The 17,655-nt window shown below is 60.3% G+C and carries 17 protein-coding genes and 1 pseudogene; 10 read left to right on the forward strand and 8 right to left on the reverse strand.

The genetic code is table 11. The annotated features are described in order from the left end of the window. Positions 1-662 precede the first annotated feature (662 nt). The 8 genes and pseudogenes from A2I95_RS20610 to A2I95_RS20645 form a co-directional block, all read left to right on the forward strand. A complete protein-coding gene (locus A2I95_RS20610; RefSeq protein ID WP_291732799.1) occupies positions 663-1,154 on the forward strand; it encodes a hypothetical protein in 492 nt (163 codons plus the stop codon). Between the two features lie 308 nt (positions 1,155-1,462). Continuing rightward, positions 1,463-2,059, forward strand: coding sequence for a hypothetical protein (locus A2I95_RS20615; protein ID WP_291732801.1), 597 nt, complete (start codon positions 1,463-1,465; stop codon positions 2,057-2,059). Further along, positions 2,026-2,199: a hypothetical protein gene (locus A2I95_RS20620; protein WP_291732803.1), complete on the forward strand. Its 174-nt coding sequence runs from the start codon at positions 2,026-2,028 to the stop codon at positions 2,197-2,199. The genes A2I95_RS20615 and A2I95_RS20620 overlap by 34 nt, the downstream gene beginning before the upstream one ends. A gap of 86 nt (positions 2,200-2,285) precedes the next feature. Beyond that, positions 2,286-2,579: a hypothetical protein gene (locus A2I95_RS20625; protein ID WP_291732805.1), complete on the forward strand. Its 294-nt coding sequence runs from the start codon at positions 2,286-2,288 to the stop codon at positions 2,577-2,579. Beyond that, positions 2,569-4,521 carry an AAA family ATPase gene (locus A2I95_RS20630; protein ID WP_291732807.1) on the forward strand — a complete coding sequence of 651 codons (1,953 nt, stop codon included), beginning with the start codon at positions 2,569-2,571 and terminating at the stop codon, positions 4,519-4,521. The genes A2I95_RS20625 and A2I95_RS20630 overlap by 11 nt, the downstream gene beginning before the upstream one ends. A 376-nt stretch (positions 4,522-4,897) precedes the next feature. Beyond that, on the forward strand, positions 4,898-5,077 hold the full coding sequence (locus A2I95_RS20635) for a hypothetical protein (protein ID WP_291732809.1): 180 nt from the start codon (positions 4,898-4,900) through the stop codon (positions 5,075-5,077). Between the two features lie 23 nt (positions 5,078-5,100). After that, on the forward strand, positions 5,101-6,801 hold the full coding sequence (locus A2I95_RS20640) for a recombinase family protein (RefSeq protein ID WP_291732812.1): 1,701 nt from the start codon (positions 5,101-5,103) through the stop codon (positions 6,799-6,801). Between the two features lie 306 nt (positions 6,802-7,107). Further along, a pseudogene (locus A2I95_RS20645) lies at positions 7,108-7,239 on the forward strand (transposase); the annotation flags it as partial. A 50-nt stretch (positions 7,240-7,289) separates the two neighbouring features. On the opposite strand, the gene A2I95_RS20650 reads toward A2I95_RS20645, so the two are convergent. Next, positions 7,290-8,150: a LysR family transcriptional regulator gene (locus A2I95_RS20650; protein WP_291732814.1), complete on the reverse strand. Its 861-nt coding sequence runs from the start codon at positions 8,148-8,150 to the stop codon at positions 7,290-7,292. Between the two features lie 98 nt (positions 8,151-8,248). Between A2I95_RS20650 and A2I95_RS20655 the strand changes: the two genes are divergently transcribed. Beyond that, complete coding sequence (locus A2I95_RS20655) at positions 8,249-9,340, forward strand: NADH:flavin oxidoreductase/NADH oxidase (protein ID WP_291732816.1); 1,092 nt, start codon at positions 8,249-8,251, stop codon at positions 9,338-9,340. A 303-nt stretch (positions 9,341-9,643) separates the two neighbouring features. Here the strand turns inward: A2I95_RS20655 and A2I95_RS20660 are convergent, their stop codons facing one another. The 6 genes from A2I95_RS20660 to A2I95_RS20685 all read right to left on the reverse strand — a co-directional run bounded on the left by A2I95_RS20660 (position 9,644) and on the right by A2I95_RS20685 (position 16,401). Then, positions 9,644-10,657 carry a proline racemase family protein gene (locus A2I95_RS20660; RefSeq protein WP_291732818.1) on the reverse strand — a complete coding sequence of 338 codons (1,014 nt, stop codon included), beginning with the start codon at positions 10,655-10,657 and terminating at the stop codon, positions 9,644-9,646. Between the two features lie 5 nt (positions 10,658-10,662). After that, positions 10,663-12,138: an aldehyde dehydrogenase family protein gene (locus tag A2I95_RS20665; RefSeq protein ID WP_291732820.1), complete on the reverse strand. Its 1,476-nt coding sequence runs from the start codon at positions 12,136-12,138 to the stop codon at positions 10,663-10,665. A 13-nt stretch (positions 12,139-12,151) separates the two neighbouring features. After that, positions 12,152-13,399, reverse strand: coding sequence for an FAD-binding oxidoreductase (locus A2I95_RS20670; RefSeq protein ID WP_291732822.1), 1,248 nt, complete (start codon positions 13,397-13,399; stop codon positions 12,152-12,154). Positions 13,400-13,457: 58 nt separating this feature from the next. After that, positions 13,458-14,348 carry a 4-hydroxy-tetrahydrodipicolinate synthase gene (dapA, locus tag A2I95_RS20675; protein WP_291732824.1) on the reverse strand — a complete coding sequence of 297 codons (891 nt, stop codon included), beginning with the start codon at positions 14,346-14,348 and terminating at the stop codon, positions 13,458-13,460. Between the two features lie 65 nt (positions 14,349-14,413). Further along, the gene (locus tag A2I95_RS20680) at positions 14,414-15,664 is read right to left on the reverse strand and encodes an FAD-binding oxidoreductase (RefSeq protein WP_291732826.1); all 1,251 of its coding nucleotides are present in this window, start codon (positions 15,662-15,664) and stop codon (positions 14,414-14,416) included. A 29-nt stretch (positions 15,665-15,693) separates the two neighbouring features. After that, entirely contained in the window at positions 15,694-16,401 is a 708-nt protein-coding gene (locus A2I95_RS20685) for an SDR family oxidoreductase (protein WP_291732828.1), read from the reverse strand. A 119-nt stretch (positions 16,402-16,520) separates the two neighbouring features. Between A2I95_RS20685 and gcvA the strand changes: the two genes are divergently transcribed. Beyond that, positions 16,521-17,420: a transcriptional regulator GcvA gene (gene gcvA, locus A2I95_RS20690; protein WP_291732830.1), complete on the forward strand. Its 900-nt coding sequence runs from the start codon at positions 16,521-16,523 to the stop codon at positions 17,418-17,420. A gap of 27 nt (positions 17,421-17,447) precedes the next feature. Here the strand turns inward: gcvA and A2I95_RS20695 are convergent. After that, a partial coding sequence (locus A2I95_RS20695; RefSeq protein WP_291732832.1) for a hypothetical protein occupies positions 17,448-17,655 on the reverse strand: 208 nt, incomplete at its 5' end.

Consider the following 17,655-nt stretch of genomic DNA (forward strand, 5'->3'; position numbering starts at 1 on the left):
ACTTGGGCTGTACGGTCATCTTGCTGCTCGGATCTGCTTCTCTGATCCGAGTCTCCGCGAAGACGAAGAAAATCCCGATAGACTTTTTTTGTTTTTGTGAGGCTTGTACTCACTATGCAAGTTGCAATCCCGGGCTGGGCCCCGGAATTGCAACTTACCAGTTCGCGAGGGGGATACCCCCTTCGATCCCCTCCTCGGTCGCAGTCCGGGCTCCGCCCAAACATGCTTCCTGCGGCCAGCAGCCTGCTGGGCCCGCCCTGCCGGGGGCCTGGGATGACTTATTGTTTTTCGATAATCTGGAAGGGCAACAAGCCGATCATGTGAAGTTGGAACCAGACACCTGGATCATTTCCTCCAGATGCCCGCAATTACTTTTGCAGATACCCTTGTTCTTTTAGGTGCGCGATCAGAAGCCGTTCCACATAAGAGGCTACAGACCGGTCATCCTCCGCAGCTGCCTTTTCTACGGCTTTCTTGGTTTCTTCAGTTACTCGTACAGATACCGCTGATGTTCTGGCCATGTGTTCACTTGTGTGCAGTTGACATTCAGTTTCAATGAGCGCATATTGCACTCAGTTGCACACATTTGCAACGGGCCGAGGGGAAGGTGGAAGCTCCCCGCCCGGCCCTAACCAAACCGATCTCGTGGAAGGAGACCGACTATGGCTGATACTTGCCGTATCACGCGCGAATGCGCGCTGAAAGCCCTGCAGCCCGCATCTGTCGCAGATGGCAGCCCTACATTCATCAACCGCGCCTTCGGCGCCCTGACCAAGGCAGTGGACGCATCCCTCGAACTGGAGCGCGACCTGTCTCACTCCCTCGCCTGGGATCCCGCTTGCAGCAACTTTCAAGAGGCCGCCGAAGCCAAGTGGCAGGATTGCCTTAAACTCAGCGGCGACATCCTGACCGCGCAGGTGGTCCGGGCCAGCGACTTGCCTTTGCAGCGCATGAGCATGCTGCTGCACTTCCTCATCGAGGCCACGGGGCCGGAAGAGGCTCTCAGGTTTCAGCAGCTGTTCCATGAGAACCAGGAGCTGTTCACCGTCGAAGATGGTGATTGCCAGGCCCTGCTGCAGACCGGCGCGCGACAGATGAACGCTCTCATCGAACTCTCAGTGGCGGCTGAAGCGCAGAACTTTCTGCCCAACTAAGCCCACCATCCCAGCATTCTTCTGACCCGGCACGCAGCGGACACGCCGCTGCGCCCGGCTCAGCCATGCCATTTCTGAAGTTTCAGCAAGCGCCAGTTCCGGCGCCTGCCCTGCCCAATTTTGCCTATGCGGAGGCTGCCATGCCCCACTCAACCTGCGAACAATTCCCGCTCACCATTCACCCCCACTGGCGCGCGGCCGCCGAAGCCAAGGGCTTCGGCATCCTGCAGCGGGTCAAGGACCGCTATCACCTGCACCTGTCCTGCCACACCTGCCGACGGACACATGCCAGCAAGATCTTTGTTCTCATGAACAGCCAGCCGCAGTGCCCGCATTGCATTCAAGACCGGTGGCAGGCCGATGCCGAAGCCGCCGGGTTGCAGTGGGCAGGCCGCGACCCGCAAAGCCGCCATCACGGCTTCTACATCGCGGACTGCGGCCACCGGCTGCGGCGGCAATTTGAATTGATCAAAAGAGCTGCCGCCGGGATCTGCGACGTACGCTGCGAACTCTACCAGCAACAGAAGGAGCAAGAAGAAGCCGCAGCCCAGGGCTGGGAGCTGATCGGACCGGATCCGAACAGGAACCAGAACTACCGTTTGTACCAGCATCAGGCCTGCGGCCATGTTCAGCGGATCGCCCGTGCCAACATGCAAACGGGCCGGTTTCAATGCAGCAACTGCAGTGAGGGCTGGAGCAGTGCGCCAAGCTTTCTCTACGTCATGCAGCTCAAACTCGCCAATGGAGCCAAGCTCATCAAGCTGGGCTACAGCCGCGATCCCGTCTCCCGCCTCTACCACCAACTTCTGAAGACCAAGGAGACGGAGGCGCAGGTCCTGCGACAGTTCCCATCAGCTCCGGCCACACAGCTGTGCAAATTGAAAAAGGCCTTCATGCCCGCCTGAAGGCGGAGCACCCCGACAGCATCGCGCCGCCGGAACTCTACGCCGGTGAATTGAGGGTTAAAAGTGAAGTCTATTTTCCGGATGTGTGCCAGGTGATCTTCGCGATGCTCGACGCCATCGAGGCAGAAGAAGACCGCTAAGCGCCCCCTCCCCTTCAATTTCCAACGTTTCCCGCCCGGTTTCACCGGGCGCCCGATCCCTTTTGCCCGTTAAAAAGAGGCTTGCCATGAGCCAGCTCGATCTCTCCAAACCCGCACGCCCCGATTGGTGGCAGTTCGCCGAAGACTGCGCCCGCCGCTATCATCTCTACTGCGAAGAGCTGCAGCAGGCGCGCCGCGAGACACTCAAAGAAGACACACCAGTCGACAGTGCTGGCACCGAGGAGCTGCTTGTGTCCACGCCCCCGGAACAGCCCCATTCTTTGCTGCACCATCTGAGCAAGCACCCCGACGCGCGGCATCTGCCGCCGGATCTTTTGGGAAGCGCTGGAGCAGGAAGGTGCAGACCCATTGGCCTGTGATGACACAGGCCAATGGCTGCCTGACACAGACCTGCCGCCAGACAAGCTGCTGGCTCTACTGCGGATCGCCGCGGCCTTCGGCTCCCCGGCTGCGGTGAACGCACAGCTTGCCCGTGGTGCAGTGCTGATCCTGCGCAACGTTCCTCCCAGCGCGTTTTCAAGTGTGGAAAATCTCCTCAACCACGCCCTGCTGCCCCCGGGCTGGCAGGCCTATGACGCCCGGCGCCAGGTGCAGCTGCCTCTGCGCGTGACCCTTGCTGTCCCCAGCGTCCGCGATGGCGAGATTGAGCAGCGGCACTTCGATGAGCTGCAGGATCTCATCATCAAAGGCCTGGCGCACAGCCAGCCTTTGTGGATCTGCCTGCCGGATGAGATGGCACTACCGGCGCCGTTGGTGGCGGAGCACTGTCATCAGCTGGCATTGCCGCAAGTGGACGCGGATTTTCTGATCGCCCTGCTGCGCCAGACCCACAGCCGCACGGGCCGTATTGATGAAGCCTCCGCCCGCGCCGCGCTGCCCCCGAACGGCCAATTGCAAGAGCTCTCCACCCCCGCACTCTCTTTCGCCCTGCGTGCGCCCACAGCGAAGAAGATGGCACAGCGCCTGTCCCAGGCACTTAAAGCTCCGGCCACGCCAGAACCCGAAGCCGGTACACCACCAAGAGAGATCCCCGGCATTGGCCGGTCCTATGACATCGCCCGGCAACTGGTCGCAGACCTGCGTCTGTGGGCCGAAGGCGGCGTGGCCTGGAATGAGATCCCGCACTCCTTGCTGCTTTTTGGCCTGCCAGGGACCGGCAAGAGCCACCTCGCCCGCGCGATGGGCCGGAGCGCTAGGGTAAATTGCATCGAGACCAGTTGCGCGGAATGGCAAAGCGCCGGTCATTTGGGCAACCTGCTGCTCGCGATGCGAAGAAGCTTCGATGAAGCCCGGAAGAATGCGCCCTGTATCCTTTTCATCGATGAGATTGACGCGATCGGTTCCCGCGACAGTGCCGGCGACAACAGTGCCAGCTATAGAAGGCAAGTGGTTGCTGGTTTTTTAGAGCAGATGGACCGCATCAGCCGGGAGGCAGGGATCATGGTCGTCGGTGCCTGCAACCATCCAAAGCACATCGACCCCGCGGTGCTGAGAGCCGGGCGGTTTGACATCAAGATCGAGATGCCGCTGCCAAGCAAGGCGATGCTGCAGCACCTCCTTGCCGAGCGGCTGCAGAACACATTCCCTGAGGATGTGCTGCAGCAACTGGCGCGGGACTCCATCGGAAAGACCGCCGCCGACGTTGACGCCGCGGTGCGCTCTGCCCGCAGTGAAGCCCGGCACAGCGGCTGCCCGCTCGATCTGCAGCTTCTGCGCCGCCATCTGCAAGTCATGGAGCTGACGGAGAACCAGGACCTCTTGTACCGCATCGCGATTCACGAATCTGGGCATGCGGTCGCCGCCTGGATCTTCGGTGAGACGATCACGCAGATCAGCCTATCTCCTTCTGGTGGCAGAATTGAGCGGGATGTTCCCCCAAACCCGGGGCTGGGCACAGATTTCGACCGCCAGCTCTACGTCCACCTCGCAGGGCGGGCCGCGGAGCGGCTCATCTTCGGGACTGTGTCCGCGGGCGCTGGCGGCAGCGCCACGTCCGACCTCGGGAAAGCAGCGCGTATGGTCCTGGCGATGGATTTTGAACTGGGTTTAGGGGCCTTCGGCAACGGCTGGTTTGTACCGCAGGATCCAGCCCAACTTGCAGAACCCGACCGCAAACGCCTCCGTGAGAAGCTCGACTACGCGGAGGACAACTCACGCGCGCTGCTGTACCCCCATCAGCAGTTGCTTAAGGACATGGCTGCAGACTTGATGCAAAAACGAGAGTTCGATGCCAAGGCGGTCCGGTCTTGGCTGCGTGACGTGCCGCGCAAAAATGGCCCAGAGCAGGTCCTGGACCAGTAGATGCGCCCGCCAATCATGCCGCTCCGCCGCGAGGTTTGCACAATTCTAATGCGCAATCTCCAGCGGCGCAGGCTCCGGTTGGTCCAAAATCCGGATAACTCCCTCCCGGAAAGGTTTTGCCCGCGCGGCAAACGCCGCCGGCCCAGCTGCAAGGACGGGCGCCTCAGCGCCCCGCCCCCGAGCAAACCGGCCCAAACGGCAGGTTGTCCACATAAACCCGGCCCCGGGGCGGCATCTCCCCCCTTTCACGGAGCCCGCCGCCCTCCCGCTCCCGCTATGATGAAGCCAACAGAGGCCGGAGCAGTTCCCGGCCGGAGCAGCAGCATCAATAAATCGCCCCGGGCACCGGCCCGGGAGCGGCGGGAGACCTCGGCCGATGGCACGGGACCAGAAGAGCTATGTCAATTGCCAGCAGGCGCCGGAGACACCCGGCCACCCGCAATATGGCTCCTGCCGGCAGGACGCCAGCACCCGCGCGTCACTTCACGAACTCCTGCGCGCCCTCGCCCGCGAGGCAGCCCGCGCAGACCACCGGGACGGCAAAACTCCCGGTTAACATCAAACCACCGGAGAACCACCATGTCCCAGCCCAAGCTCAGAGCAGCCATCTACGCCCGCTACTCGACAGACCTGCAGCGCGACGCCTCTGTCGAGGACCAGATCCGCGACTGCACCGATTACGCCAGAGCCCAGGGGCTCGAGGTCGCGGCCACCTATTCCGACCGCGCCATCTCCGGCGCCAGCCTGATGCGCAGCGGCATGCAGAGCCTGCTGCGCGATGCGCAATGCGGACGCTTCGATGTTCTTATCTCTCAAGCCCTGGACCGCTTGAGCCGCGACCAGGCCGACATTGCCCGGGTCTACCAGCAGTTCTGTTTCCACCGCATTCCAATCGAGACCGTGGCGGACGGGCTGATCTCCGAGATCCATATCGGGCTCAAAGGCACGATGAACGCCATTCAGCTCAAGGACATTGCCATGAAGACCCACCGCGGCCTCAAGGGGCGTGCGCTGGCGGGCAAATCCGCAGGCGGCAAGGCTTACGGCTACGATCTGAAGCCGCAGCGCACAGCCAGCGGCGACCTGATCCGCGGGGAGCGCGAGATCAATCCGGAGGAGGCCGCGGTCGTGCGCAGGATCTTCGCGAACTACGCCCGCGGGCTTTCGCCGAAGAAGATCGCCGAAGCGCTCAACAAGGAGCGCGTGCCTGCCCCGTCCGGCCGCCACTGGGGTGCCTCCACCATCCATGGCAACCGCCAGCGGGGCACCGGCATTCTGAACAATGAACTCTACAACGGCCGCCAGTTCTGGAACCGGCTGTGCTACGACAAGGTCCCTCAGACAAACAGGCGGATTTCCCGCCTGAACCCGGAAAGCGAATGGACCATCACCGAAGTGCCAGAGCTGCGCATCATTGACCCGGAACTCTGTGAAGCAGTCCGCAGCCGCCAGGGCGCGCTGAAGACAAAAGGCACATCGACCCCGGTCTGGGACCGGCGGCGGCCAAAGACGCTGTTTTCCGGACTGATGGCCTGCGGCTGTTGCGGCGGCGGCTTTGCCAAGATCTCCAGGGACAGCTTCGGCTGCTCCCCGGCCCGCAACAAGGGCGCCGCGGTCTGCAGCAACAAGCGCACGATCAAGCAGGCTGATCTGGAAGCCCGGGTGCTGGATGCGCTGGCGAACCACCTGATGGACCCGGACGCGGTGCAGGTCTTCTGCGAAGAATACACTGCCGAACGCAACCGGCTGAAGGCGGCAGCCGCCGGGAACCGCAAGGAAAAGGAACAGGCGCTCGCCCGTGCTAAACGCGACCATCAGAAGCTGGTGGATGCGATCATTGCGGGCATTCCCGCAGATCAGGTGAAGGACCGGATGATCGAACTCGACACACGCCGCCAGCAGCTGGAACGGGAGCTGGAGCATACCCCTGCCCCGGACACGGTGGTGTTTCACCCGTCGATGGCGGAGGCCTACCGCGAACGGGTGTCGCGGCTGATCAGGACCCTTGGCTCCACCGAAGGCATGGAAGACGCCAAGGAGGCGCTGCGGGCATTGGTGGAGCGGATCGTGCTGACGCCTGCGTCGGAGGGCCCTGGCCTGGATCTGACGCTGGTGGGGGATCTGGCCGGGCTGCTGCGGCTGGCGGCGGGAGCGGAGGGTCCGAACACGGAGAAGGCCCCGGACCGTAGATCCGAAGCCTTTGATATGTCTGGCGAATTAGTGTTGGTTGCGGGAGCAGGCAACCGCCGTATCCTACCTGCCCTCTCCGCAATCATATAAACCCATGATAGCTCGCAGCTAACGGCAAGTCTGCGCAGAAAGCACCCTTTGCAAACTCGGCCGTCTGACGCAGCCAGCCGAGGTTTTGCGCTGCGGCACAGCCCGCCGTTGCGGCCGTTCGCTGCGACAGCGAGGTTCTGAAGCCGGTGAGCTCACACAGTGCGGGACTCTCCAGACTTTTGCAGTCGCAGCTATTGCTGACGCAGAAAACCCTCGCTCCCGCAGCGCGTGATTTTCGGCAGCGCGGCGAACTTCCCGTTTACGGCCGTTCGGGCCCGCGGAAAACGACGTAGCTCAAACCGCCCTTTCAGCGAAGAGCAGATCATAGGCGATCTGAAGGAGCACCAAACCGGGATGGGCGCGAAAGAGTTGTGCCGCACGCAATGCATCTGCAATGCGACCTTCTACACATGGCGGTCGAAGTATGGCGGACTGCAATGGTATGCTGGTGGGCTTCAGTGGCTCACCCGTGCGCCTGAAGATTGTCTTTAGCCCGAGGTGGCGTGCAGCCACTTCAGGAACGCCGCTTGCCCGCCGTCCAATTCACCGGAATTCGACAAAACATAGTATGCACCCTCCTCCCGGTCAGGCCAGAGATCCTGCAGATCGCCACGCTCCAAGTCATCTTGAACCCATTCACATACGGTATATGCAACAGCCTCTCCCCTCTTCAGAGCCTCGATAATCAAATTTCCCGGCATTTCGGACAGGCGCGCGGGGCTGTGGCCGGCGGCCCCATGCCGCTTGAACCAATCCTGCGCATCTGACGTGCCGGCCTCTTGCAGCCAATTGAGCTGAGCAAGCGCTGATATATCCGCAGGAAACGTGCCGCATAATCCAGATGCGCCCAACACGTTCAACGAGACGTTCAGAAGCGGTTCAATTCCAGCAGGAAGTGCGTTCCGGTGGCAGAACCGGATAGCGACGTCGAAATCGGATTGGTCCAGCGGAACGGCGATACTGGACAAATCCAGCTGAAACGAAATGTCAGGATGCAGGAGCTGGAACTCGGAAATTTTCGGCATCAGCCAATGCGACGCGAAGCTGGGGGATGTGGTTATCCTGATAACCCGCGGGCGGTTGTGCTTTGCAACCTGGTCTACTCCCCGACGGATCCTGGAAAAGCCTTCGCTGAGCGCTCTCGACAAGATCTGCCCTTCCTCGGTCAGCAGAACACCGCGCCCGTGTTTCTGGACCAGCGGCTTGTTCAGGTATTTCTCAAGTTTCCTCACCTGCTGGGACACCGCTGCAGAGGTGACGTTGAGGCGGCGCGCAGCTTCCGCAAAGCTGCCGGTTTCGGCAAGCTGCGCAAAGGCCTTGAGCGTATTGAGGGGCGGGAGATGTTTCATTGCTTAGAAAAACTAACCTGTTTGACAGGCTAATTCACTAGGCGCAGCAGCAGGAATCGTCAATAAAGACGGAAATTCCGGCACCTTTGAGGCATACCATGAGCGCACTGTTTTCCAGCTTCGAAATCAAGAACGTTAAGTTCAAGAACCGGATCGGCATGTCGCCGATGTGCCAGTATTCCTCTAGGGACGGGGTGGCGTCGGATTGGCACATGGTCCATCTGGGCGCGCGTGCTGTTGGCGGTGCCGGGCTGATTATGGCCGAATGCACGGCAGTCTCTCCGGCTGGCCGGATTTCCAATGGCTGCGCCGGCCTCTGGAATGAGCAGCAGGCTGAGCGTCTGGCACCCATCGTGGCCTTTCAAAAATCCTTTGGTGCGGTCACCGGCACCCAAATTTCGCATTCCGGGCGCAAAGGAAGCGCCGCAACGGCGCTGGAAGGGGGCAGCCATATCAGCGAGGCAGAGGGCGGCTGGGAAACGGTTGCTCCGACAGATAACGCCTTTGATCCCGATGGAACGCGCCTTTGGAAAGCCCCGCGGGCGCTCTCAACTGCCGTGATTGAGGACATCCAAGGGCAGTTTGTCAACTCGGCCAAACTGGCGCTGCTGGCGGGGTATGATCTGCTCGAAGTTCATTGCGCGCATGGTTATCTGCTGCATTCCTTTCTCACGCCCCTGGTCAACCAGCGCACCGATGCTTACGGCGGAGATCTGCGCGGCCGGGCGCGAATGCTTTTGGAGACGGTAGAAAAGGTCCGTGCCGTTTGGCCCGAAGACAGGGTGCTGGCAGTGCGGCTCTCAGTGGACGACTTTGCGGTGGGCGGCCTGACAACCGAAGACGTCTCGCAGGTCGGGCGATGGCTGAAAGAGCGCGGGGTGGATATCCTCGACTGCTCTGCTGGCGGCGCTGTACCGGAAGCACGGGGCGCAATCGGAAACCGCACCGCTGAGCAGCCAAGGCTGGCCGGAGAAATCCGAAGCGGCTCAGGCCTTCCGGTGATGGCGGTTGGCGGAATATCCGCCCCCCATCAGGCTGAAACCCTGATCTCCAGCCAGACAGCTGATATCGTGCTCCTTGGCCGCGAGATGATGCGCAACCCGCATTGGCCTTTTCACGCGGCCAAGGCGCTTGAGGCGGAGGCACGGCATGTCTTGGCAGAGCAATACAGCTTCTTTGTAGGCGGATAAATCATCTACCAGAGTTTGGGCCGTTTGAAACTTCCAACTTGGAGCAAAAAGCCGCCCGGTCTCTCCATCGGACGGAAGCGTGATAGCTGTAAACCTAGGAGGCAAATTCTGCCCAGGGCGCGGTACCGTCCTGGGCGGGAAATCGAGGCATGACCGGTATAGGAAAGTTCGGAAACGACGGGTCCCGGAACTGAATTCTGCAACGGGACACTGCGCCGTCGCAGGTCGGCAAAGAGCCCAAAAACCGAATGCTGCGCGCCCGGCAAACGGCTGCATCCGGCAATCCGTTTTGGCTGGTTCAAATTACCCGCCCCAAGTGTCTGACAGAGTAAACCCATTCGGGAACGGATCGCTGGGGTCCATCCCGATTTGGGTAATACCATGAATCCAACACTGTCCGGTGACACGAACCCGGCTGCCCTGATAAGGGCCGATTTGAGCTTCCCCGGTCAACTCGGCACGAAATTCGCCACCAATGATTGAGCGTGTCGTAATTTCGTCGCCTGGCTCGATCTCTCCCTTCGCATGCAGCACGGCCATTGTGGAATTGGTGCCCGTCCCACAGGGCGAGCGGTCGGCGCGCGCCGGTTTGAGCGTCGTGCAATGGCGCATCGCCCCGTCCGTTTCACGAGAGCGGAACATGACATAGGCCAACCCATGCACCTCAGGGATATCAGGATGCGTGATGTCCGTTTGTTCGGCAATCTGATCCCGCAGAGCGACGCCGATCCCGGCAAGTGCGCGAGCGTTTTCCGGAGCAATCTTCAACCCGACCTGATCCACATCGACCAAAGCGTAAAACACACCGCCATAGCACAGATCATAGGTCACACGACCCCATTCAGCCGTCTCCACTGCGCTGGATGCGGCCACGAATGAGGGTGGCATGTCCAGGCTCACGCCCGTGACTTTGCCGTCCTTGCAAGTCGCGATCGCCTTTACCAGCCCTGCTGCTGTATCCAGTGTCACTGTGGTTTCCGGCTCAACCATCTCCATCATACCGGTTTCCAGAATGGCAGTGACTGCACACATGGAATTCGATCCTGACATGGCATGGGCCTGATCGGTTTGCAGGACAATCATCCCGAAATCGGCCTCCGGGCGACAGGCGGGCGGGATGAGCACAAAGGAATGGTTGGCCGCCGCACGCGGTTCGGAGCACAGCCAGCGGCGCAACGAGTCATCAACCTCGTTGATATGGGCCAGCTTGGCCGCCATCGTACCGCCGGGAATGTCCAAAACACCCCCGGTGATGACTCGTCCGATCTCACCTGCGCAATGAACATCGACGGTCTGCAGCGTGCGTTTCCATCGCATGGGCCTTACTCCTTGATGTACCAACCCCAGGGGGACGAGCGGTCATAGGTGGTGATCTGTTTGGTCTCCAGATAGTTGTTGAACCCCCATTCGCCCAATTCGCGCCCGATGCCGGATTGTTTGTAGCCGCCCCAGGGCGCCTCGGTGAAAGTCGGTTGCGAGCAGTTGATCCAGACAATCCCGGCTCGGAAAGCGCGCGCCACCCGTTCGGCCCGGTCCAGATCATTGGAGAGCACGGCCGCGGCAAGGCCGAAGCGCGAGGCGTTTGCCAGTTTAATGGCCTCTTTTTCGGTCGCAAACTTGCGGATGCAAACGACGGGGCCAAAGATTTCCTCGTTCCAGATCCAGGCGTCCGTGGGCACGTCGGTGAATATTGCGGGTTCGATAAAGCAGCCGTGTTCCAGACCTTCGGGAACGCCGCCTCCTGTGGCCAATGTGGCCTCTGATTTGCCCTTTTCGATGGCGGCCAGAACCTTTTCATGTTGCGATTGGCTGACCAGAGGCCCCAACAGCACGCCTTCGTCCAGGCCATGGCCGATCTTGATCTTTTGCGTTTCTTCAACCAGCCGCGCCATCAATGCGGGATAGATATCCTCGTGGATCAACACCCGGCTAGTGGCGGAGCAGACTTCGCCCTGGTTCCAGAATATTCCGAACAGGATCCACTCCACCGCTTCAGCAATCCCGGCGTCCTCGAACACCACCATCGGGGATTTTCCGCCCAATTCCAACGAGATGGTTTTGATGTCCTGCGCAGCGGCGGCCATGATGCGCGATCCTGTCGGCACTGATCCGGTAAAGGCCAGCTTGTCGACACCAGGGTGTTCGGTCAGGGGTTGGCCCGCGTCAGGGCCGAAGCCAGTGACAATGTTCAGAACGCCGTCTGGAAGCCCCGCATTTTGCGCAATTACGCCAAGCTCCAGGGCTGTCAGCGGGGTCAGTTCCGAAGGTTTCAGGACCATGGTGCATCCTGCGGCCAGCGCTGGAGCCACTTTCCAGGCTGCCATCAGCATCGGGAAGTTCCACGGAATGATCGCGCCCGCAACGCCGACAGGCTCCTTGACCGCCTTGGATTTGAACTTATCCATCGACAATGTGATTTCCTGCTCAGCATGGGTGTCGAAGCGTTCCGCCATGTCGGCGTAGAAGTGGAAACACCCGGCGGTGTCCTCAATGTCCCACACGGCTTCGGGCAGGGGCTTGCCGTTGTCGCGCACTTCCATGCGCGCCAGTTCATCTGTGCGGGTCGTGATCTCATTACCCATCTTGCGCAGGATGGCGGCGCGTTCAGCACCGCTCATCCGCGGCCATGGTCCGGTGTCGAAAGCGGCACGGGCGGCCTTTACCGCGGCATCAATGTCGGCTGCGCTGCCTGCGGCGACCCTGTGAAACACGGATCGGTCCGACGGGTCGACCACGTCGAGCATCTGGCCGGTTGCCGGCGCAACCCATGCGCCATTGATGAACAGTTGGTCTTGCATGCGCGGAATTCCTTCAGAAACGGTCTATTCGGTATGGGGACATATCGATCGCCGGACGATTGGCCGTGATCAGATCCCCCATCAGATGGGCACAAGTCGCGGCATAGGTCAGGCCAAGATGACCATGCCCCGTGGCGTAGAATACGCCCGGTGTTTTGGCCGAAGCCGACATCACCGGAATGGTGTCGGGAAAGGCGGGGCGATGCCCCATCCACTCGGTGAAATCCTCGACTTTCAGGTTCGGCAATGCCTCGCGCGCCCGGCGCACGGTGATTTTGGAGCGCCGGTAGTCGGGGGGGGCATCCAATCCGGCCATTTCCACCGTGCCGCCCACCCGGATCCCGTCTGCCGTCGGGCTGACCATGAAGGCCTTGGCGGGCCAGATGATGGAATGCGCCATTTCGATGCCCGGCGCCATGATCTGGGTGTGGTAGCCGCGTTCCGTCTCCAGTGGCATGGGCTCATCCAACAGTTTGGACAGACGGGCCGTAAAGGCGCCGGCGCAAAGGACCACGCCGTCCGCGCGCAAGACCTCTGTGCCCAAACGCACCCCTGAGATCCGCTCGCCGCGTTCAAAACCGGTTACATCCGCACGGCGCACGACACCGCCAAGGGCTTCGAACCTCTCGACCAACCGCCGAACGATCTTCAACGGGTCGGTCACGGTCCGGCTGTCTGGCAACAGCACGGCTTTGGCGATCTGGCTGGTGATTTCCGGCTCAAGCCTGCTGATGGCAGGCGCATCCAGCACTTCATAGTCAAACCTGAACCGGTCCAGCATGTCGATGCGCTCACGGTCAGCCTGGAATTCGGCCTCATTGGCGTAAAGAGACAGGCAACCCGTCTGCGACAGCTGATCCTCGATGCCGATCTCTGCCATCAACGCCCGTGTATCGGCCAGCGAGCGTTCGCACAACGCGGCCCCCGCTGCCTCCAAACGGCACATAGCAGAGGGACGGCTGGCAGCAAGAAAGCGGATGAACCACGGGATCAGGCGCGGCATGTAGCGCGGACTGACACGTACCGGCCCTTCCGGGTCCATCATCCAGCCGGGAATTTGCTTCCAGGTTGCGGGGCGTGCAACGGGCATGAATTCGGTCACTGCGATCGACGCCATGTTGCCGAAGGACGCACCTGATCCTGGGGGCTCCCGGTCAATCAGCGTCACCGCACGGCCCCGCTTTTGCAGATCATGGGCAATGGCGGCGCCGATCACTCCGGCCCCGACGACGATTGTGGATGTTGCCTGCGATGCATCCATGGTGCGCACCTCAAAAGTGGAACCCGAGAACCGCCAGAGCAGTTCCCGGGCTTTCGGGTCACATGGCCTGGATCGGTTCCAGGGCTACTTGCAGCGCTGTTTTCTCGTCCTCGGTCAGCGGGCCCAGAGGTGCCCGGCATTCGCCGACCGGCAGGCCCTGCAATTCGCAACCGTACTTGATCTTCTGCACGAATTTTCCGCTTTCCAGGATATTCATCGCGCGGTAGAGCTTGGCCATGATCTCTTTCGCCTTGGTCAATTCCCCCGCCTTGTAGGCACGGTCAAGATCGCAGCAAGCCTTGGCCAGGAAGTTCGACGGGCCACAAATCCAGCTGTCCGCCCCCCAGAACATGAAATCCAGCGCGATGTCGTCAGACCCCGAGATCAACTGGATCTTGCCCTCGTAACGGGTGGAAATGTCGATGGCGCGCTGCAACACGCCCGAGCTTTCCTTGATGCCGATGACGCGCGGATTGTCGGCGAAATGGTCCATCAGCTCAAAACTGATGTCCGACCCATCCTTTGCCGGGTAGCTGTAGAGCACAAGGTTCACATCGACCTCGGCCAGCACGGTTTCATAGTGCTTGATCAACTCATCCTGCGTCGGCCGGGTATAGAAGGGCGGCGCCAGCAGCACGTTGTCATAGCCGATTTCCTTGGCCATGGCGGTCTGCTTGATCACCTCGCGCGTGGCAGGCGCATTGGTGCCGGCAATCAGGGTTTCATCGTCACTGGCGAAATCCTTGACGAATTGCAGAACCTGGCGCCGTTCCTCGGTCGACTGGCTGAAGTATTCGCCGGTCGAGCCATTGGGCACCCACCCTGTGACCCCGGCCGCGCGGAAATGGGTCAGCAGTTTTTCGAACGCGCCGAAATCAATCTTGTTATTGGCGTCAAACGGGGTGACGAGGGCGGGCATGACGCCCGAGAGCTTCACATTGAAAGACATTGGTGTTTCCTCTTACCAGATGTCGGCGGGGTCCAGCCCCGAGGCATCGAACAGGCTGGTTGCGTTTAGATGACGGCGCGCTCGATCACACGTTCGCCTTTGGCAAAGCGCTCATAGAGAAATGGTGACAGGTCCATTGAGCGGAATTCACCATAGGTGATCTGCTCGGCCACACCGCGGCCCACAGCGGGGCCCTGTTGCGAGCCATGCCCGGACGACCCATTGGTGAAGTGGAAATTCGACACTTCGTCATGCGGACCGATGACCACGTTGTAGTCGAAAGTGTTGAAGTCATAGTGGCCCATCCAGAAATCGATGATCTCCACGTCCTTGAACTGCGGGATGCGGTTGGAGATGATCGGGTGTACCTTGTCTTCCCAGATAGTTTCCTCTGCCGAAAAGTCGTCGACTTCGACAGTGGCGTCTTCACCCAGCGGCGGACAGCCGACGAGGTAATCATCGCCAAACTGCCGGAAATGCACACCCGTCGGGTCGATGGTCAGCGGCAGGTCACGGTCAAGCGGCTCCTTTGCGCGGAAGATGAACGTGTATCGCCGCTTGGATTGGATATCGAGTTTCAGCCCGGCCATATCAGCGATTTGTCCAGCGCGGGTGCCAGAAGCGTTGACCACGGCACCGGCCTTGATCACTTCACCGGTGGCAAGGGTCACGCCGGTGACCTTGTCGCCTTCGCGGCTGATCGCGGTGACCGTGTTCTGAACATAGTCGACGCCCAGTTCGACCGACTTCTTAATCAGCCATTCGACCATCAGGGGCGCGTTGTAATACCCTTCGTCAACGGTGTTCAGACTGCCCGCTTCGATATCATCGAGCTTGTAGAAAGGATAGGCGGCCGCGATTTCGTCAGCCGTCACCATTTTGGTGCCCGCCCCGCATTCCTGCTGCACGCTTTGGTCGCGCTGAAGCACCTTGGTCAGGTCGGCATTGTCGGACAGATAGAGATAGCCGAAGTTGCGAATGCTGAGGTCTGGCACCTTCGGATCGCCGCCCAGGTTCTCCCGGAAATTGCGCACAAACTCTGCCGCATATTGGCCGATCTTGACATTGATCGGGTTGGCGAACTGCTGGCGCATGCAGTTGTTCGACGCCCCGGTTTGCGCCTTCGAGAAGGTCGGATCGGGCTCGACCACCAGAACCTTGCCCTTGAAATCAGGGTTCGAGGCCAGGAACCACGCGGTGCAGGCGCCCATTGTTGCGCCGCCGATGATTACGGCATCATAGGCGTCGTGTTTCGGGGTTGCAGAAAACACAGGGAGATCCATCTCCCAGGAGGAGTCTTTCGACGTCGGCTTCATGATTTTGTCTTTCGTAGCTGGAGCCCGGATTAGACCGAGCGGGTGATGCCGCCATCGACGCGGATGTTCTGCCCGGTGATATAGGCGCCGCCGTCTGAGGCGAGGAAACCCACGGTCGCGGCAATCTCGTCATAGGATTTGCCGTAGCGCTCCATCGGGATCTTTGCCAGGAAATCAGGATTTTCCGGCAGGCTGTCAATGAAGCCAGGCAGCACGTTGTTCATGCGCACGTTGTCCGCGGCGTATTTGTCAGAGAACAGCTTGGTATAGGCGGCCAGTCCCGCACGCATCACACCCGACGTCGGAAAGACCGCGTCGGGTTCAAACGCCGCGAAGGTCGAAATGTTGATGATCGTACCGGATTTTTGTTCGATCATGATCGGGGCGACAATCCGCGCGGCACGCACAGAGTTCAGAAAATAGACTTCCAACCCCTCGTGCCAATCTTCGTCGCTGATCTCCAGAACGGGCGCGCGGGGGCCGTGGCCGGCCGAGTTCACCAGCACATCGACGCGGCCCCATTTTTTCATGACGGCATCGACCAGTTTCTGCATGTCTGTACTGGACTTGTTGGTGCCCGTCACACCGATGCCACCCAGTTCCTGCGCCAGAGCCTCGCCCTTGCCGGACGAAGACAGAATGGCGACGTTGAAGCCATCGGCAGCAAGGCGCCGGGCGCTGTCTGCCCCCATGCCACTGCCGCCACCCATGATGATTGCCACTTTCTTGCCAGCCATTTTCCGTCTCCGTGTGTTCGATATTGTCGATCTACGTCCAACATGGCGCTCATCGGAACGTTTGACTAATCAGTAATTCTGCCTTAACCCTGTAGAAATTCTATCTTCTTGGGTGAGAGATGACGCGCAAGTTGCCACCATTGAACGCCCTGAAGGCCTTCGAAGCTTCAGGACGCCACCTAAATTTCAGGCTTGCCGCCGACGAGCTTGGTGTCACGCAAGGTGCTGTTGCCCAACAAGTGCGCGCCCTTGAAGACTTGTTAAAAATCAAATTGTTCGAAAGGCAGGCAAGAGGACTCTCCCTGACCGACGACGGCCGGAAATACCTCCCACCGATCCGCCGCGCTTTTGACATGATGGCCGAGGCGACCGGCAACCTGTCGCCACAGAATACTGCCATAACGATCAGTTCCACCCCCTCCTTTGCTACACGATGGCTGGTGCCCAAGCTGGGGGATTTCGCTCAGGATCATCCTGATATTCGAGTTCGCCTGGATGCGTCGAACGCTCTTGCGAACTTTCAAACCGACGGGGTCGACATCGCCATTCGGCAGGGCAAACCACCGTTCGGGCCGGGGCTGTTTGCGGTGCCCCTTTTCGACGCAGAACTGATTGCTGTTTGCCACCCGGACCTTGCCACGGGGCCCAATCCGATCCGATCACCAAAGGACTTGCTCAAACACGTTTTGCTTGAAGATACCCATGGCCAATGGCCGCTGTTTCTCGAGGCAGCACTCGGAGAGCTTGCGGTATCGGATTCTAAGACCATGGCGTTCAGTCAAACCTCTTTGGCCATTGATGCAGCACTTGCCCGACAGGGCGTTTGTCTGGCCAACCGCGAGTTTGTGGCAGCCGACCTGCAGGCCAACCGCCTGAGCCAGCCCTTCGCTTTTTCGATGACAGCCGATGAAGGATACTTCGTCGTGGCCCCTCGTACGCCTCGGAAGCCCACAGCTGTCGCGACTGTTAGGGATTGGTTGATCGCGCAGGTAAAACCCATGGGAGGCAGGGATTCTTAAAACTGCCCAATTGCATGAGAGTCAGCTTCAGTCGTAGCATGACTGGAATCCGCCATTCACGTCTTTGGTGCAAAAGCCGGATTTGTCCATGCTGCGTGAATTCAAGGTTTCAGATTTTCTGCGACCCTCCTGAAAGGCCGCATTCTCGTCTGCTATGCAGCGGGCGACATTTGGCGGTGCAGCGGATCGGCGCGCTGCGCGCGCACGCAGCATGTAAATCAAATTCACACTCTGG

Source organism: Leisingera sp. F5 (assembly GCF_001593695.1).

Bases quoted from the DNA above. Each gene is read 5' to 3' on its own strand.
- A2I95_RS20610 (WP_291732799.1), top strand. From the start codon at position 663: ATGGCTGATACTTGCCGTATCACGCGCGAATGCGCGCTGAAAGCCCTG.
- A2I95_RS20615 (WP_291732801.1), top strand. From the start codon at position 1,463: ATGAACAGCCAGCCGCAGTGCCCGCATTGCATTCAAGACCGGTGGCAG.
- A2I95_RS20625 (WP_291732805.1), top strand. From the start codon at position 2,286: ATGAGCCAGCTCGATCTCTCCAAACCCGCACGCCCCGATTGGTGGCAG.
- A2I95_RS20635 (WP_291732809.1), top strand. From the start codon at position 4,898: ATGGCACGGGACCAGAAGAGCTATGTCAATTGCCAGCAGGCGCCGGAG.
- A2I95_RS20640 (WP_291732812.1), top strand. From the start codon at position 5,101: ATGTCCCAGCCCAAGCTCAGAGCAGCCATCTACGCCCGCTACTCGACA.
- A2I95_RS20650 (WP_291732814.1), bottom strand. From the start codon at position 8,150: ATGAAACATCTCCCGCCCCTCAATACGCTCAAGGCCTTTGCGCAGCTT.
- A2I95_RS20655 (WP_291732816.1), top strand. From the start codon at position 8,249: ATGAGCGCACTGTTTTCCAGCTTCGAAATCAAGAACGTTAAGTTCAAG.
- A2I95_RS20660 (WP_291732818.1), bottom strand. From the start codon at position 10,657: ATGCGATGGAAACGCACGCTGCAGACCGTCGATGTTCATTGCGCAGGT.
- A2I95_RS20665 (WP_291732820.1), bottom strand. From the start codon at position 12,138: ATGCAAGACCAACTGTTCATCAATGGCGCATGGGTTGCGCCGGCAACC.
- A2I95_RS20670 (WP_291732822.1), bottom strand. From the start codon at position 13,399: ATGGATGCATCGCAGGCAACATCCACAATCGTCGTCGGGGCCGGAGTG.
- dapA (WP_291732824.1), bottom strand. From the start codon at position 14,348: ATGTCTTTCAATGTGAAGCTCTCGGGCGTCATGCCCGCCCTCGTCACC.
- A2I95_RS20680 (WP_291732826.1), bottom strand. From the start codon at position 15,664: ATGAAGCCGACGTCGAAAGACTCCTCCTGGGAGATGGATCTCCCTGTG.
- A2I95_RS20685 (WP_291732828.1), bottom strand. From the start codon at position 16,401: ATGGCTGGCAAGAAAGTGGCAATCATCATGGGTGGCGGCAGTGGCATG.
- gcvA (WP_291732830.1), top strand. From the start codon at position 16,521: ATGACGCGCAAGTTGCCACCATTGAACGCCCTGAAGGCCTTCGAAGCT.